We start from the raw sequence: 18574 nt of genomic DNA, 5'->3' as shown, positions 1-18574 counted from the left end.
TCTTCATCCTTCTTTCCTTATCATGAATTAAATATCGTCAGTACTTCTTCTACCGTCTTGGCATGTTTTACCCTTTGTACACATGTCTCATCTGACAATATTTGCGAAACCTTTTTTAATAATTCAATATGCGAATTATTATCTGTCGCTGCCAGACAGATAACCAGCTTGACCGGATTATTTAAAGAATCCATAAATGCCACTTCATTGGCTAGCGTCACCACACTGATATCTACCTGATGGACACCGGAAGAACAGCTTGCATGGGGTATGGCAACACCTGGTGCTAATACAAAATAAGGTCCATATTCCTGCATATTTTCGATAATGGCATCAATATAACAGGATTCTATCGATCCTACATCAACCAGCAACTGGCCACTAACTCTAACTGCCTCCTTCCAATCCTTTACCCTGACCTGCAATGCTACTCTTTCTTTATTCAATAAACGCAAATCTAACACCCCGTTTCTTTCCCTGTTATGTTTTTGTTCACCCATCTGTATCAACATTCAACTGCATATCCGCAATAAACTGTTCATAATTTTGATGCTTAATCAGTTTATTCACACCGGCGTTTAAGATCAGATTGTGATATAACGTTTTAAATACACGCTCCCATATCTGATACTTCTTCTTTGGAATATTTAACAGAAAGATTACTTGTACCTTCTGCTTATCCCAAAGAATTGGTTTCTTTAAGACCATGATGGATACCGCAAAGCGTTCAATATCATTCAGCATGGCATGTGGTATAGCAATCAATCCCCCCATTTCCGTTGTGGAGATCTCTTCCCGCTTAAAAATGGAAGCTTTTACTGCTTCATCGATATACCCCTTCTTCATCATGGCATTTGCCATAAACTCAATGACTTCATACTTGTCATGCAGTTGCTGTTTGGTAAAGAATAGTTCTTTTCTAAAGATGGTCGTATAATCGATTGCTTCCGCCTCGCTATCCTTTTGAATGACTTGTGAGATCATCTTAAAATCATCTTCATCCGGAAATAAACCGATCTTAATGATTTTATTGCTGTGCAGATTGCTTAGATCAACCGTCGTCAAAATGAGATCAACGGCATTTAATAAGGCTTCATCTACCTGTTGTGCAGGACTGGTTCTGACGATTTCCAACACATCACCAAATTTACGGATTAATTTTTCCTTAAGCAGCAACGCCATCGCAACACCGGCAATACAGACAAGAGCCACTTTGATGCGTGGATGAGATTGCTGAGGTTGTACATCGTTATGAAATCCTTTGCGCTCTAAAGATGCCCCAAAATGAATGGTCAGAAAGCCGATTTCTGCTTCTCTTAGTAACAATGCATAACTTTTTTCAATCGTTCTGCCTGCGATAGTGGCAAGCTCAAATGCTAACGGATAAGAATTTTTCAAAATATCGATGAATTCATTGCGAATATTCATATCAAAATGAACTCTTTGCATCGCCGTATTCAAATGCATTGCCAATCCATTAATCAGCTGTAAATCATCTGCCAAATCAATGTGCATGGTTTCTTTAATTTCTTCCAGAATATGAATGATGATATCCTTATACTGATAATCATCATCGACATTCTCAATAAAGAACTTCTGACTGGCGATGAGATGCTGGCTCAGATAGAAAATTTCATTCATTAGGGAGATACCTAATTCTTTACTGATGTTTGTGATGATCGCATAAGCACATTGATATTCCTTTGAACTTTTCAGCATCTGTATATCCTCATGGTTGTACATGACATGCTGTTTTCCCTTACTGCGTTTCAGCATAATCAATGTATGGATATTTAAATTTTTAAAAGCAATATCCGTTAACTTTAAATCATATTGAATGATGGCATTGGTTAAAATATTTTTAATAATTTCAATATCGCGATGATCAAAGATATCCTCATAAAAAGCTTGGGAATATTGAATGACATTGCTCTTTGCATTAAAGACATATTGTGAAATGCAAAAGCGTATCTTGGCTTCATCTCCAACGATATGTAAACCATCCTGTTTCGTATTACTGATCTTTAATCCATATTCCTTTAAGATTGTTTTGATTATCTGTAAATCTTTATGCAAGGTAGAATCACTGATAAAAAGCTGTTCTTCCAACATGTCTGTGGTAAGCAGATCTTTTTCCTTCAAAGAATGAATCAACAGCTGTGATGTAATGTACCAGATACGTTCATCCGCATTGGAAGGTACAATGTTTTTTAATGGACGAAAGCGTTCCGCAGCTTTTATTTCTTCTAGGAAGTTTTGAAACTTTTGGTTATCATTGATTTTAAGAAAATAGCCGATGCCTATTTCTGATACGATTTCTGCATCATATTGAACAAGCAGAGTGTTAAGTTCTTTAATATCATTGCGGATCGTTCGGCTGGATACACCAACGCTCAAGGCAATCTTATCGCCATTGGCAATATCTTTATGATCAAGAAAATAATACAGAATCGCAATCCATCGTTTGTTATAATTTTCCATTCGTACCTCCTTCGATGTTAGTATATAAAAATACCAAAGAATATAATAGGTATCCTTTTTCCACTTAAAAAGGAAAAACAGAAAACAGATGTTGAAGCAGATGCCGAAGTTTGGTATAAACTGGAAGTTAAACCATCCACCTGTTCCATATCCATTATTTCTGTATTGTTTTATCATAGCATTTTCTTTATTATCATAAAACGAGGTTTATCATTCTAAAAACTGATAAACTTTACATTATAAATATCATTATTCAAGCCGCGTACATCCAGTACACAAGCATATCGATGCAACTTATGTATAAAACCATTCGATAATGAATTCCAGTATGCAAATAGTCCAAATATCTTTTTAAACCTATAAAAAAACATTATGTAATTTATTAAAGCAGCAAATAGTCAATTAAGTTTCTTACATACAACCATCATTCAGTCTATGCAATAACGATCATGACATTTCCTCTTTACCATGATAAAACCATAAAAAAAGCAATACACAGGACGTTTGCTGTTTCTGATACGCATCATAAAAGGAAGAATACCAAAGCAGTATCCTTCCTTTTGATGCTATTTGAAAAAACAAGTGTTTAATCTATTCATTCCATATGGTTATAAAAGGATGACATTATGAAGAAAGATTACAATCCGCCAATTCATCAGAAGCCGTCTGCAATTTCATTTGCAACAGCAGTTCATAACGGGTAATGGCATCCATGAGAGAAGTGATGCGACAATTTAGGCGGAAAAGTTGTGAGGCAGTAGCATCTTCCATCTGTATAATTTTCTGCATCTTACTGCCTTCTGCCTGGATGAGATTTGCTAATGCGGCTTCCTGTAAGGCAATGGAATCCATAATATCAATCCAAGCCTGACAGCGTGGTGTTGCAATCGGTGTCGTGATCGTTGCTGTATTATTTTCAAGATTGGGATCCGGTGTCTGGGCACTTACGCGTGCCGTGTTGGTTAGTGGTGCAGTTACATCATTCGCAACTGTTGCCCGTAACAGAAGTGTTCTTGTCTCATTCACATTTAGATTTCCTAAAGATAAACTTCCACCCCATGGCTGAAAACTATTACCGCCATCCAACGAAACTTGTGCATTGTTAAGACCTGCAGCCAATTCATCACTCACTACCACATCCTCTGCGATCGATGGGCCTGCATTCACAATGGTTAGCGTATAGGTGAGTGGTTCATTGGGCTGGGCATTCGTTGGTGAAACGCGTTTTGTAATGGATACATCTGCTAACGTTCCCACAACCGTTACCGCTACTTCATTGGAAGTTACTTCAAATTCCTGTGGAATTCCACCTTCTACCGGTGTATAGGAATATCGCATATCGGCATGATTTAAGGTAGGATTTGTTGCAGGTATGGCATCTGCACGTACCGTAAAGGTCACTACTACACTGCTATGAGGAGCCACATTCGGTAAAGCAAAGCCTGTATTCGGCTGCAACGTAGGTTGCGAAATACCATTCACAATAACACTGCCAGGCACAAAGCTGAGCCCTTGTGGAATCAGATCTTGGAAGAAGACATCGGTTAAGGGATTATCACAAGTATTTTCTAATGTTACCGTATATTCAAAAGTCTCTTGTAAATATACGGTCGAGGTGCTAGCGGTTTTTACCGGAATAAATTCACGAATGAGTATTTCATGCAAAGCAATATCATCTATAGCATAGTCATTACCGATAACTTCAGGCCCTTCACTGAGAAATTCGACAGTTAACGTCGTATTGTTTTGGGAATTGATCACACTGCCGATTTCCTTCCACTCCGGTGCATTTGTATTTACCGGAATTAAAGCGCCAAGGGTAGCACTATATAGGACAGCACCATTTTGATCAAGTATTTCCACACCTAATTCTGGATTAGGATATCCCGTAACACGAAACAGATTTAAGATCCAAGAACTAAAAAGATAATTCGTATTTGGTGTGACATTTACGGTTTCGCGAAAGAAAATAGCCCCCGGATTAAACCCATTTACGATCATCATTCGTCCCGTTTCATTGCCAGAGGTATGATCCGCAATTCTCCACCAAGCGCCGATTTCTGCACTCCTTGAATTATTCATAATATTTTGTACGGTATATTCCCCATCTAGCGGTGTAAAGGTTTCAGGATTTGGCAATACATAGGTGAAATCAGGTGACACCCCGGGATATGGCTCTGTTGGAGCACCTGTATTCGCAGGTGTACCCGCTGGGAAAGTCCCAAAGGTTCCTTCATCTGCAGCTTGAATTAAGTTTTCCCCGGAAATAATGGCACATTGATCTAGAATTGCTTCAATTGGTGTATAAATAACCGGACCATTGAAGAAATTCTGATTTCCGATATCTGCTTGATTCACCGTAATGAAAAGAGTATCCGGCGTTAAAGAATCAATATTGGTCGCTCCTGTAGGCGGATTGAGTACGGCACTTATCGGTGGATTCGCACCTGTTGGAATACTCCCTACACTGGCATTGGTAAAATCGGCAGGTGATGTTACCCCACCATTTGTTCCATAAGACTCAACAATACGATAACTGCCATTCGGCACATTGATAAAGCTATAATTTCCATTGGCATCTGTTAAGACGGTTAGTCTTGCCCCTGTCGCAACATTTTGTAAAACGATAGGGATATTGGCTATACCACTGTCTCCAGTATTAACACTGAGACTGCGATCACGATCAAAGATGACTCTTCCTGAAACTGTTGCCACTAGCTATCCACCTCTTCTTCTTCGTTAATGTTACATTCCTGGTTACTTAGCTCCAATTTGGCCTGTAAGACGGTTTCTAAACGTGCTGCGGCATTGATCATATGCTCAACGGATTGATTCAGCTGTAAAAGCTGTTGTGTACTCACAGTATCCATATTGATGATTGCCTGCATTTTTTCCGATTCGGCATTTACGATGTGCGAAAGAGCTCGTTCCTGCATCGCAATGGATTCGATAAGATCCGTCATCACCTGTTCCTGTGTACGGTTTCCCGGGGTGATCGTCGGCATTCCCATATGCATTCCTCCCTCTTTTTATTTGCATTTACTTACATAGTTTATTCTATGTATGAACAAGCGGAAATGTGCACATGAATACGCATGTTTTAAAAATCATCATCATACACTACAAAAAGAACTACCATGGAGGTGATGAATATGGAATATACACTGCAGCTTACGGATGAAATCGCATTACAAAAAGATGACCTTGCCACTTATGAAGGAGCCGCCTTTACCGGTGAAGAGTATTATCTGACAGTTCCTTTAGAACACAGCATCCATATTTATGGGGCAGATTTTACATTTTTTACGTCATGCACATGTCCACATGCTTATGCGGCGATTTGCTATGATTCCATAAATTATTGTTTTTGGGTGAGTGATGCCCAACAGCATAATGTAGTATACTGCTTGGACAGCGATTTAAATGAGCTTCAATGCTTTTACGTGCAGATGAACCTAACCGGCGATATTCAGCAAATCGCATATCAGGAAGAACGTGATACCTTGCTATTGTCGTATACAGATGGAATTGCAGAAATCACAAAAAACGGAGAGTTTCTGCATAAATGCCCGCTTCCCCTACCAGCCTGTCACACTGCGTTACCCTTTGCGGATGCCTTTGCACTTATTCGAATCAGCCAAAACATGTCTTTTTTTGATATCGTCTCATCGCAAGGCGATATGTTAGAAAGCTATGATCTGCCCGTAGAAGGTGTCATAAAAGATATGCTGTGGGATCATGATAAGATGGCTACAGGCTCATCCTTATGTTTCTTATTGTTGCTGCAAAAACCGGATGGCTGTGGTTTTTGTCGTTGTATCTTAAAGCCCTGCACCTGTAAGCAACCGTGCTGTTGCGAAATGGATTGTAAAACCGATTGCATATGTAAACTATTATCATCCATTGCCTGTATGGAGGCAGCCCTTTCTCATATTCTCAATGCAGAGGGTGAAAAACTACAGCGAGCCATAGCATTATCCGATTCTATTTGTGAGTTACTGGAAGTAAATCGCTCTATCATCCAGACCATTACCAATGTTACGATGTTGGAACAGGTACTATATGCCAAATTAACAGCGATACAAGAACGACAAAATGATGTATCGTGTGAATAGAAAAGGAAGGGATGCTTTTTCAGAATCTGTTTCAGAACCCCCTTCCTTTGTAATGAACAGGTTCTTCCTTAATCCAACAAATCAATCAAGGAAAAAACCATTGTATAATAGAGGAAAAGGGTTCACGTTAAGAAAGCTTCTTTCTACAGTACTATAATACTGTAAAAGAAGCTTTTTTAGGATATTTTACTAACATGATTACTAAAAGATATGGCTTATGCACTATTCACTGCGCAAAGCTTCCACCGGATCTTTACGAGCTGCTGCTGATGCCGGGAACAAGCCTGCAATATAAGTCAATACCATACTGATAATGACTAAAATGATAGCACCAGAAATCGGCAATTGGGCAATATTTTCAATTGCAAATTCCTTTTCTACAATGATATTCGCCGGAATACATAATAAGGCTGTTACGAAAACGCCCAACATTCCTGCGGCAAAACCGACAATCAAAGTTTCCGCATTAAAGACACTGCGGATATTGTGCTTGCTGGCACCAAGTGCACGCAAAATACCAATTTCTTTCTTACGTTCAATAACCGAAATGTACGTAATGACTCCAATCATAATACTTGATACAATTAAGGAAATAGCTACAAAGGCAATTAATGCTGCACTGATCGTATTCACGATATCAGTCACGGAAGTCATCATCGTCCCTACCAGATCCGTATAATGAATCGGATCTTTTCCTTGTTTCTTTAAATCGGCATTATAACGATCAAGAAAATTCAGAATATTTTGTTTGGATTGAAAGTTCAAAGGATAAATATTTACCTGCTGTGGTGTATTCACATCCGCATAACCTAATGCCGTCATATTACGTTCATATGTCGTTACCACCGGATTCATCAGCGTATTTAAGAAATTCATCAATTCCTCTTCACTCATATTCATCTGGAAAGCATCTTGAAACGCTGTTGTATCTATCTGAATGCTGTTTTTCAGCTGTGCCGGCAACTGTGCCATAAGCTGTTGCATAACTTGCTGCGATTGTCGCTGTATTTGTTTTTCAACGAGTGTGCTCATTTGTTTGACATACGTCTGCATAACACCTTCCATCTGTGTCTGCAAAGCTTTGCTTAGCTGTTTCGATAATTTCGTCGTATCAATGGCACTTCCCAATTGCTGCCCAATCTGTGCCTGCACCTCTGGTTTTGCCAGATACGTGTTGAGATCTTGTGACATCTGGGTAGGATCACTTACACCATTTTTTAATTCTTCCGAAATGAAATTCATCATAAGGGAAGAAAAGATTGTCGAGAGCTGATCGGTTGGTATCTGGACCTGACTGGCAACAGAAGCAAACACCTCTTCCATATTGGCGTTCACTTTAGGAAGCTCATCGTTCGGTATTTCAAATTTATCGACCTTAACTTTTATTTTACTCATATCAAAGGCAGAAGTATCCATTTTGAAAGCATTCTGAATCTTTTGTTCATCAATGGAAACAACATCCGCAAATTCCAACTTCGGCTGCTGATCATTGTTTTCTTGTTGAAAAGATTTCCCTGTAAACACATTAATCGTCGGATTTTTTAATTGTTCCTGGACAATTTTTTGCTTTTCGGCTTCCTTCATTAAATAGCTTGTCAGCTTTGGTGAATAATTAATGCCTGAGGATAAAGAGGAGATAGCCGCATCCGATTCAGGTTTGACAATGCCGACAATTTTCAATTCCACGCCATTCGCTATGATTTTTTTCATATACTTCTTATTTTTTGATTCATCATTCCATATCTTATGTTTTTCATCATAACGATATTTATCCGCAGGCAGAATGACCTTGAATTTAGGAGACAATAACGTCTCATAAGAATGTTTCGTTACTGTCTTTTCCTTTTCCACTTTTACTTTCTTACCATTTTGTGAATCTTCCAATAAATTACGTAATTCTTCACGGTCGTTGATTCCCATGGAATATAAAACAAAATCCGATACTTTGCCACTGGAGGACAAGACTAGCACCATTTCATCATATTCCTTCGCCCAACGCCCTGCTACTACCTCATATTGATTTTCATACATCTTGGTTTCTTGTGGTAATTCATGAAAGGCATTCATGCTGGTGAAATTTCCCATTCCCATCATGGCACTCATATTTTGTGCCGGATCATTTGTGGTGTTAAATAACGAATCCGGATTCACTTGTTCAATCGTTTTATCCGTATCCTTTAAATAAATCTGTGGTGTGATATTGTAGGTATATTGTATCGTATTAACATAAGGTGAGATTGCTGTTTCATGTGTTTCCAGATATGTTTTTAATGCTGTCATATCGTTTTGTTTTTGATAAGAAAACATATCTTTGATCATGCTGATTTCACTAACGCCTTGCTCATCCTTCTTATCTTTTACTTGCGTACTCTGTCCATGTTCACTCATCATACTGGTAAGATCAATACCACTTTGCTGAATCGTCAATGGATACAGGCTTAACGTTTCCCGCTCTACATCTTCGATATACAAATTGATACCATTCGCTAACGATAAGATTGCCGCGATACCGATGATACCGATGGAACCGGCCAAAGCGGTAATAAACGTACGTGCTTTCTTGGTCATCAGATTACTGAAAGACAACGATATGGCGGTACGTAAAGACATCTTAGCTTTTCTTATCGTGCGTTGCACTACCCCTTCTTGCTCATCCAACGCAAATGGATGACTGTCCGCGGTAATTTTCCCATCCTGCAGCTGTACGATACGGTTTGCATACTGATGTGCAAGTTCTGGATTATGTGTTACCATAATGACCAATCGATCTTTGGCAATATTCGTCAATAGATCCATGACCTGAATACTTGTTTTGGTATCCAGTGCCCCGGTTGGTTCATCCGCTAACAAGATTTCCGGATTATTGATCAAAGCTCTGGCAATCGCAACACGCTGCATCTGACCGCCGCTTAATTGATTTGGCTTTTTGTGTATATGCTCTTTTAATCCAACTTCTGTTAAAGCCGCAATTGCTCTTTCTTTGCGCTGAGCCGCCGGTATACCACTTAATGTCAAGGCTAGCTCTACATTGGAGAGAATCGTTTGGTGAGGTATTAAATTATAACTTTGAAAAACAAAACCGATACGATTATTACGATACGTATCCCAATCTCGTGAGGTGTATTTTTTGGTGGAAATCCCTTCAATGACAAGATCACCACTGTCATAATGATCTAAACCACCGATAATATTCAGCATCGTTGTCTTACCTGAGCCCGATGGTCCAAGAATTGCCGCAAACTCATTGCTGCGGAAATTAATGGATACCCCATCCAATGCTTTTTGTTCAAAGTTACCAGTCTTATAAGTTTTACGTATTGTATCCAGTCTTAACACTTGCATACCTCCTTGTCTTATTGTAAGCATGGTTTTCATGCCTTATGCATCTATTCTTAAGATAATCATAAAAGATGCTGTTATCAAATGGAGAAGATTATTTGAAAAACAGATAATAATTGATATGCTGTATACAAGAATACAGAGGAATCCTTTTTTATGAGCAACCATTTCTTATATCATTTCATGATGCATAGGTTACAAGATAGATTATACCATATTTTATAACCTAACAAAAAGTAATTCCCCTCAAGATATGTAGTCGGCAACAAGCGAAACCGATTTGGAGCAACACTGTATCAATACTTTACAGAAATAAAGAACTGCGTGTTTCATTAAGCTTTGGATATAAGAAATGGTAATATCCAAAGTGCTTTTTAATAAAAAGAAGCGGAAATAACTTAAAAAGCATCTTATAATGGATATTACAAGATGCCAGTGCGAATCTTACTATCGTCAGGGTTTCATAAATTCTTATGTTATGCTATGACTACATATAAAAAATCTGATCCTTATATTTTTCGATGAGCGCTTTATTGAACGCATCTCCGCCATCAACATTCGCCGAATGAAAAATCGGCGGCTCTATCTGTTGCTTTAATAACTTTTCTACAACTTGAATGACCAAACTGTTAATGATGGCAGCTCCCGTTATTGTAGAAGTAGGCGCTACTTTCTGCTTCATACCATCCATCAACATGCAGGAATCTTCAAAATCCCCGCAATTATCAATTACGATATCGGCGATTTGATATAAGTTTTTTCCACATGCATGACGACTTTTGACCTGTTTGGAATATGTGACATTGGTGATGGCGATTACCGCAATTCCTTTTTTCTTCGCTTCCAATGCCATATCAATGGCGATTGTATTTCTACCTGAGACAGAATGAATGATCAAGACATCATGCGCTTTCATCTTACTATTATCTGCTAAGATCTTACCATATCCAGCCAAGCGTTCCATTTGCGATGTCTGAATGATCGGCCGTACATCTAGCATGACTTCTCTTGGTAAAATAGGATTTACCACTACCAGACCGCCTGTACGATAAAACATTTCCTGTGCCAAAATACCGGCATGAGATGCCCCAAAAATAAAAATGCTATGTTGTTGTTTTATCGTTTCCACAAGCAAATCACTTGCCTGCTGTACATAAACATCTTGCTCATTGGCGATTGCATGCAAAAGTTCTATCACATGCTCAATATACAATTTGCTGTTTTCCATAAACAGCTCCTATAAATTACGAATGCGATAAAAATACTTATCGACTAATTGATCATTATGATCTGCACATTCCGGTTTCATAAATGCCATATGCCCATTGTAATACACATCCGGTTCCATGCCTTCTTCAACCAATAATTCAACCATCTGCACCAAAACAGCATTTTGCAAATATACTGAAGGTATCGTACTGGTAGCGCCAACCTTCATATCAAAGCCTTCAATCGCAACTGCGGCATCCCCAATCAAAGAGCAATTATCCAATACAACATCGGCAATGTCCTTTAATTTTACTCCGTCTTTATGCTTCGTTTTTAAATAATCACTATATGCACATGCCGTAATGCCAATCACCGGTATCCCCTTTTCCTTTGCTCGCAGTGCCGCATCTACCGGCGCAATATTGTTTCCGGAATTAGAAATGATGATCATACAGTCTTTAGGGGTAATACGATGGTAATCTACCATTAACTTCCCGATACCATATGTATTTTCAATGTGATAACTTTTGGTTATTTCGAAGCTGCCGGTTGCACTTTGTTCCAATAAAGCACAATAATTAGCCGGTGTAGCGGCTCTCCAAAACGCATCATCCGTAACTAAATGTGAATGACCTGTACCAAAACCATAAATAATACCGCCGTTCTTTGTTGTATTGGCAAGTATTTTCGCCGCCTGCATAATATTTTCTTCCTGTGTATCCAATACCTTTTGTACTACATCTTGCATTGTCAAAAAATAATTTTTCCAAGCCTTCATGATATCCTCCTTTTGTTCTCATGTTTTTCTCTGCATGGTTTTATGCTGCATGCAGTAAGTAACTTATAGACGACTGTTATCTAAACTTTCGATTAATTCTTGATAATCCTGATTTTTCGCATAATATGTAATGCGTGTCTTTACATCAGCCCAGTTTGATATTAAATGATACATATGATGTACCATTTCTTTATCACTTTCTGCATTCATATTCATAAAAAAGATATAACGCACATGCTGCTTTTCCCATAGCATATGATTTTTAAGACTTAAAAACGCAATAAATGGCGTATGGTAATCATAGCGGGAATGCAAACAGATGATGTCATTTCCAACTTCATTTCCTAAATGATAAATACCGTTTACCAATTTCGTAGCTTCCGCTTCCCCCCACATAGCTGCCAAGAGCTTTTCTAGCTCCTTGTACACATCTTGTTTATTTTTACACAACAACCCTTCTTGATATAAAGAAGGCAGCAAATATTTGCGGATAGAACAATTGATATCATATTCACTCTTTAATAACGATAAAATCTCATGGTAATAAAATTCTACCTTTCCCTGTATATATACAACCGGTACTTTACTGCTTGGCATAATAGGGATAGTCGTTATTACGATATCATTGTGTTGAAAAGAGAAATTTTCCAATTCTATGACATCACAAGTAACAATATCATCAATAAAGCCTTTAAAATTTTCATTCAGCGTATTCAGCGTCATGATCATTTCCGGTCTGCCATAACCACTTACTAATATTAAACGTTTCTTGATTCGGCTCTGATAACGATTTAAGGCTAGATTGAAATATAGTACCAGATACCCAAATTCATTATGGTCTATTTCAATCTGTAATTCCTCTTCAATCACATCAACAGCTTCCAACGTTAGCTCCACTGCAAATTGATAACGCCGATTATTTTCCAATAATAATGGATTCCGTAAAGTCAATTGCAGGCGAATACGCTCTGCCATGGATGGAATATGCAGCTTTAAGAATTCATATATCTCCGTATCCTTTTTGAAAGATATGGCGAAGCGCTGCTCAATACGTTTGAATACCTTTTGTAATAAAGCATCCATATAGGATAAATCAAATTTGCGGATATCTTCATTTCCCATCACTGTCTTAGATAAGATATGCATCGTTAGATAAATCGTTTCATGTTCAGGAAAAATGATATTCATCTGCTCTTCCAACATTTGCTTCAATTCTATGGCAGCTTTGTACGCTTTATGTTCTTTCATCTGCTGCATTACAGCGTCATCAAAACGAACATATTGATAAAATTTACAACGACGAAGCTCTATAACGATATGTATGACCATATTTTGAATAGAAACATCTGAGAAATGAATGTTATGTTTATTTAAAACATGCAATAGTGCCTCTCGTATATAACGTATCTCATTTTGATTATATTCACTGGAAAACATCACATTGTTTTGAACAAAGAAATCTTGCATCTTATCTTGAAAGAAAAAATCATTGATACAAATACGTTTCTGAATTTCACTTCCTTCTACGATGATTCCATTGTTGTTAGATTGAACGATGATAAGGTGATAATTATGTAATAAACGTTTCACTTCTTTAATATCCAAAGAAATCGTATTGCGGCTTACGTATAGTTCATCCGCTAGATCATCTAATTTTATCGGATAATCTAAAGATAAAAGCTTTCGGATGATATATATGGAACGTTCTTTTTGCGTATGCGGAAACTGCCGAGGCGATTCACTCTGGATACGATTCTTGATAGGTAAAAAAGCTTCTTCATTCAAGATATGCAACCGATAGCCTACACCACGTTTAATTTCTAATTCAGCACCATAGGCTGTTAATTCCATCTTTAAACCTTTTAATGTACTCTTAATGGTTCGTACACTGATATCCATTTGATCCGCCAGTTGTTTACTGGTGATATAATCTTGGGTATCCTTGAGAATACGGATGATACCTTTTAATCGCTCATTTAACAATATCATATTTCTCCTCCTGCTTTTTCCATAAATATCCTGCTGTTTGGATATTCAAAATTAAGAGTACATTATAGATACCTGTTCTTTTTCAACCAGGCATAAATGCGCAACATACCCTCTTTTAGCGTTTCTCTTGGGCAGGCAACATTCACACGCTGATATGCTCCATATGCTTTTCCGAAACCAATTCCCGGCTGTAATTCTACATGCGCTTCAAATTTCAGGCGTTCAGCAAAGTCTGCCGGTACCTGCAATGCAGAAAAATCAAGCCAAGCTAAATAGGTAGCCTGAGGAATTTCATATCTTACCAATGGCATAGTATTGGCAAGAAATTCCTTTAAGAACAGAAAGTTATCATAAATGTATGCACAGCACTCCTCCCTCCATTGATCCCCCTTTGTATATGCTGCAATCAAAGCCTCAATACCAAAAATATTGATGCTAGATAAACCGCTTGCTTTCGCTACGGATGCAAATGTTTCTTGTAACACCGCATTTTTGACAATTGCATACGATATTTTTAATCCGGCTAAATTAAACGTTTTGGTTGGTGCACCTAACAGAATCAAATTGTCATGATATGCACATCGGCATTTTAACGCACTCACATGATGTTGATTCGGCATGATGATATCCGCATGAATTTCGTCAGATACTACCCATACATTATAGCGCTTACACAGTTCCATTACATTGTTAATTTCTTCCAATGTATAACACTGCCCCGTTGGATTGTGTGGGTTGCATAAAATAAACATACGAATGGATGCATCTTTTTTCAAACATTCTTCAAAATGCTGCAAATCCATGTGCCATCCGCCTTGTCCATGTTGTAAAGGATTATAAACGACTTCTCGTTGTAAACTTTTTGGTATATTAAAGAAAGGCGGATATACCGGAGGTTGTACGATTACCTTTTCATCATGTTTTACCAACATATCGATCAACGTATAAAAACCATATACAACGCCTGTATTGAAGATGATTTCTTCTTTTCTCACCTCCACATCATGCTGTCGTTTTTCCCATTGTATGATAGCGTCATACAATTCCTTTGGAGGATCTGTATAACCATATATCGGATGCGCTGCCCGTTTTCTTATTGCTTCACTCACTTCAGGCAGACATTCAAAATCCATATCCGCAACCCATAAAGGTATCACATCTTCTTCTATTTGATAACGGCTCTTATAACGATCCCACTTGGTACAACTGCTGTTTAAACGTGATTGGGCTTTATCGAATTGATACATTTCATCACTCTCCTTTTCTTACATCCGGTTTACGATGCTTTATTTGGTATTATGCAGAATAGGATAGAAAACATCACAGAAGCTGTGATGTTTTCATACTCATAATTTATTAATCAGCTCCATTAGATCATCATCTGCATTATCTGGTACCTGTTTGCCGGTAAGTTTTACACCACGTCGTGACAATTCTTGAAAATCTTTAATTTCTTCATCTGTTACATTGATACTTTTTTTCACATTTCGCGTTCCATCACGCGCTGGAAGATTTCCAACATTGATTTCTTGAACCTCTACGCCATGATCCATCATACGCAAGATATCTTTAGGTCTGCGTACGACCAAAATGACACGCTGACCTTCATATTTACCACTTACTAAATTTTTTGTAGCTTTTTCGATATTCAATAACGATGATTTTAAACCTGCCGGAACAACTAAACGTAACGCTGCTTTTTGAACATCATTTTCATACATGACATCATTCGCCACCATGATTCTTGTCGCGTTTACAGCATTACACCAATATACCGCTACCTGACCGTGAATCAAACGATCATCAATACGAACATGTACCAAACCTTTTGTCATAACACTACCTCCATCAGCCTAAAATGCCGGCTACACTACAGACAATTCCCAAAATCATCACAAAGATAATAGCTTTAAAAGATGTCATTCCCTTTCTATTTAATAATGTATACACCAATGCTACTAATAAAACCGGAATCAATGAAGGCATAATTTGATTTAAGATGTTTTGTAGTTCCATTTTAACTTCGCCGCTTTTAAAGACAAATGGTACATTGGCATTTACAACACTAGGTATCAAAGCTCCTACGACCGTAAGTCCTAAGATACTCGCAGCTTCTGTTACTCGATTCATCTTATCCCCAAGATTTTGAATTAATTTTGTCCCTTCACGATAACCGATACGAATAAATTGACCTCGCAAAGCAACACGGATACAACCCCAAATCAAATACATGATAATCCCGATAGGATTTCCTTCTAATGCCATATAAGAACCAATAGAGAAGAAGATCGTATTGGCAATCACACCGAATAAAGTATCCCCGATACCGGCAAGTGGTCCCATCAAACCAGTTTTGATGGCAGATACAGCTTCTAAAGCTTCAATTCCTTCTTTTTCTTCCATTGCGATATCTATACCGAGTATGATTTCCGCAAATTCCTGATGAGTATTAAAGAATTGTAAATGTGTATTCAGTGCTTTTTTCATATCCTCCTGCTCAGGATACAATTTTTTTAATACAGGTATCATAGAGAAACAATATCCCAAACCTTGCATCTTTTCATAATTCCATGCTGCCTCACCTAATAACAACCAGCGATATCTAACTTTTTTAATATCTTGTTTTGTAATTGGCTCATTCATCTTCATCAGCTCCTTCCATAACGGATGTTAATTCTTTTTCGCCACTTCTGCGATATGCCAATAATGCCAGAGCAGCACCGACTAAAGCAACTCCCAACATAGGAATACTCATGTATGCAGATAGAACAAAACCGATTATCAAATATGCTGTATATTTTTTGGTAGGAAGATATTTCAACAAGATAGCAATACCAACAACTGGTAATAATCCTCCGGCAACTTTTAAGCCATCACCTAACCAATCCGGGAAGTAAGCAACAAAATTTTGTACTAATTCACTGCCTAGCAATAAACATAAGAATACTGGTATTGCTCTTGAGAATCCCCAACAGAAGATACCAAGGACATTCATCCGTTCAATGCCTTTTATATTACCGCTTTCCATATAACGATCCGCACGGTGTTGAAAGAACGTATTCGCAAAACGAGCAAATACATCAAGCTGAACCAATAACATTCCAACCGGTACAGCCAAACCGATACCGAACTCCACACCTTTGCCACTGATCGTACCCAATGCCGTACCAATTAAAGCAGCAGACATGAAATCCGGAAGTGATGATCCCCCAAAATTAGAAACACCTAAAACCATCAATTGTAAGGTTGCCCCTACAGTGAGTCCAAAGCTCAGATTCCCCATGACCACACCGGCAAAACAGCCGGCAATTAAAGGTCTGTTTAAACCAAAATCCATATGAATCGCATCGTTTATAGCAATAAATGCATAAAGCGATAGCAATATAATTTGTAGAAAATTAATTTCCATTTCCTTTTTCTCCTTTACTCGTCTTCCATATTTTGTTTTGTTTTCAGTAATAACTCATTCACATTAATCACATTTTCTTTTGCAACGGAAATGAGATTGTCCACAATTTGTGATAATTCCCCATTTCTTTGTAAATACGCTTCCATAACAAGAGGCAGGCTGATGCCGGCTATTAAATAACTCTTTTTTGAACTGGAAAATAACTGCGTAATAGCACTGCGGCAAGGTGAACCGCTGTAGATATCTGCTAATACGAGCAATGGCATAGAATTTTGCCAATGGATACAGGTGTGAATTTTCTTTTCCAAATCTTCACTTGAATCATCCTCTTCAAGTGCGCAGTATGTTATATCCGGTTCCTCACCTAAAATCATTTTCATCGTCTGATGATACCCCTCTGCTAAAGCACCATGCGATAGTATCAGCATCTCGTACAAGTGCCTCTCTCCTTCCTGTTTATTCTTCATCATCTATTCGTTTGCGAACATTTACGATATCTTCTACAGCTGTTTTTTTCACGACAGCAGCCAATGTCTTTACATCATAATTTAAGCTTTCACGAATGGCACTAATCAACATTACCAGATTCATACCCGTAATAACCTCTACCTGTGGATATTGCAAGGATAATGCAGCTATGCGTGTTGTCGCCCCGGACAGCAAATCGGTTAAAATTAAGACAGCGGCGTGATGCGATATAAAGTTTTCTACTTTTTTGTGAACATCGTTTATATCATCATCCGCATAAAGTCCGATAACATGGACTTGCTGCTCAATTTTTATAAACATGGAGGCACTATCCAATAACTCTTTGCCGATGTTTCCATGTGTTACGATCAAGATCGTATTATCCTGTTCCATGTCTGACCTCACTTAGATCTATCAATTGTTCCTTTTCTGCAGGTATTTGACGAATTTCCAACTTAACACCTTTGTTCATGAGCCGCTGACAAATTTCAATATCTTCCTTGCGCAAAATCACAAAACGATTCAATACTATGGCTTCTTTATCTGATTTATTACGGTAACCGCCCACATTAATAGAGTGAATCGTAGGTAATATCTCATGAAGCTGCCAAGCATCACTGAAATTTTCAACGATGACCATCACGCGATCATCATTTTCTAAGGCATCTAATAAAGCATCTCGGCATGCAGCAAGTTCATAAAACAGCAGTTCAACATTTTTAGGCTTCGCTAAATTGATCAGCTTGTGTCAAGTAGACACACAAAATAATTAAAACATTTTTGTCC

At 38.0% G+C, this 18574-nt stretch carries 16 protein-coding genes; 1 reads left to right on the top strand and 15 read right to left on the bottom strand.

All coding sequences use genetic code 11. The features are described from left to right. Positions 1-20 precede the first annotated feature (20 nt). From AC1VS3_RS02745 to AC1VS3_RS02730, 4 genes are all read right to left on the bottom strand, one after another. Positions 21-500, bottom strand: a complete 480-nt coding sequence (locus AC1VS3_RS02745) for a PTS sugar transporter subunit IIA (RefSeq protein WP_481275506.1) — start codon at positions 498-500, stop codon at positions 21-23. After that, positions 493-2481, bottom strand: coding sequence for a BglG family transcription antiterminator (locus AC1VS3_RS02740; protein WP_481275505.1), 1989 nt, complete (start codon positions 2479-2481; stop codon positions 493-495). Before AC1VS3_RS02740 ends, AC1VS3_RS02745 begins: the two co-directional genes overlap by 8 nt. A 624-nt stretch (positions 2482-3105) precedes the next feature. Further along, entirely contained in the window at positions 3106-5196 is a 2091-nt protein-coding gene (locus tag AC1VS3_RS02735) for an alpha-helical endospore appendage domain-containing protein (RefSeq protein WP_481275504.1), read from the bottom strand. Further along, positions 5196-5492, bottom strand: a complete 297-nt coding sequence (locus AC1VS3_RS02730; protein WP_008689543.1) for an alpha-helical endospore appendage domain-containing protein — start codon at positions 5490-5492, stop codon at positions 5196-5198. The genes AC1VS3_RS02735 and AC1VS3_RS02730 overlap by 1 nt, the downstream gene beginning before the upstream one ends. Before the next feature lie 141 nt (positions 5493-5633). On the opposite strand from AC1VS3_RS02730, the gene AC1VS3_RS02725 reads away from it, so the two are divergent. Next, complete coding sequence (locus AC1VS3_RS02725; RefSeq protein WP_008689546.1) at positions 5634-6596, top strand: alpha-helical endospore appendage domain-containing protein; 963 nt, start codon at positions 5634-5636, stop codon at positions 6594-6596. Between the two features lie 222 nt (positions 6597-6818). On the opposite strand, the gene AC1VS3_RS02720 is transcribed toward AC1VS3_RS02725, so the two are convergent. The 11 genes from AC1VS3_RS02720 to AC1VS3_RS02670 form a co-directional block, all read right to left on the bottom strand. Then, positions 6819-9938, bottom strand: coding sequence for an ABC transporter ATP-binding protein/permease (locus tag AC1VS3_RS02720; RefSeq protein ID WP_226897024.1), 3120 nt, complete (start codon positions 9936-9938; stop codon positions 6819-6821). Between the two features lie 484 nt (positions 9939-10422). Further along, positions 10423-11163 (bottom strand): sugar isomerase domain-containing protein, encoded by a 741-nt coding sequence (locus tag AC1VS3_RS02715; RefSeq protein ID WP_008689551.1) that lies wholly within the window; start codon positions 11161-11163, stop codon positions 10423-10425. Between the two features lie 9 nt (positions 11164-11172). Then, on the bottom strand, positions 11173-11922 hold the full coding sequence (locus AC1VS3_RS02710; protein WP_008689553.1) for a sugar isomerase domain-containing protein: 750 nt from the start codon (positions 11920-11922) through the stop codon (positions 11173-11175). A gap of 63 nt (positions 11923-11985) precedes the next feature. Next, complete coding sequence (locus AC1VS3_RS02705; RefSeq protein ID WP_481275503.1) at positions 11986-13911, bottom strand: BglG family transcription antiterminator; 1926 nt, start codon at positions 13909-13911, stop codon at positions 11986-11988. A gap of 62 nt (positions 13912-13973) precedes the next feature. Continuing rightward, on the bottom strand, positions 13974-15158 hold the full coding sequence (locus tag AC1VS3_RS02700; protein ID WP_119957550.1) for a MalY/PatB family protein: 1185 nt from the start codon (positions 15156-15158) through the stop codon (positions 13974-13976). Between the two features lie 99 nt (positions 15159-15257). Beyond that, entirely contained in the window at positions 15258-15746 is a 489-nt protein-coding gene (locus AC1VS3_RS02695) for a PTS sugar transporter subunit IIB (protein ID WP_008689558.1), read from the bottom strand. Between the two features lie 13 nt (positions 15747-15759). Beyond that, entirely contained in the window at positions 15760-16554 is a 795-nt protein-coding gene (locus AC1VS3_RS02690; protein ID WP_008689560.1) for a PTS system mannose/fructose/sorbose family transporter subunit IID, read from the bottom strand. Further along, complete coding sequence (locus AC1VS3_RS02685) at positions 16547-17320, bottom strand: PTS mannose/fructose/sorbose/N-acetylgalactosamine transporter subunit IIC (protein ID WP_008689562.1); 774 nt, start codon at positions 17318-17320, stop codon at positions 16547-16549. The genes AC1VS3_RS02690 and AC1VS3_RS02685 overlap by 8 nt, the downstream gene beginning before the upstream one ends. Positions 17321-17334: 14 nt before the next feature. After that, complete coding sequence (locus AC1VS3_RS02680) at positions 17335-17748, bottom strand: PTS sugar transporter subunit IIA (protein WP_008689564.1); 414 nt, start codon at positions 17746-17748, stop codon at positions 17335-17337. 28 nt (positions 17749-17776) lie between these two features. Next, on the bottom strand, positions 17777-18181 hold the full coding sequence (locus tag AC1VS3_RS02675) for a PTS sugar transporter subunit IIA (RefSeq protein ID WP_008689567.1): 405 nt from the start codon (positions 18179-18181) through the stop codon (positions 17777-17779). Then, positions 18168-18527 carry a PTS sugar transporter subunit IIB gene (locus AC1VS3_RS02670; protein ID WP_481275513.1) on the bottom strand — a complete coding sequence of 120 codons (360 nt, stop codon included), beginning with the start codon at positions 18525-18527 and terminating at the stop codon, positions 18168-18170. The genes AC1VS3_RS02675 and AC1VS3_RS02670 overlap by 14 nt, the downstream gene beginning before the upstream one ends. Positions 18528-18574 lie beyond the last annotated feature (47 nt).

It is taken from the genome of Longicatena sp. (assembly GCF_982403165.1).
The sequence above is the reverse complement of the archived record's forward strand: the minus strand, read 5'-3'. Positions and strand labels throughout refer to the sequence as shown.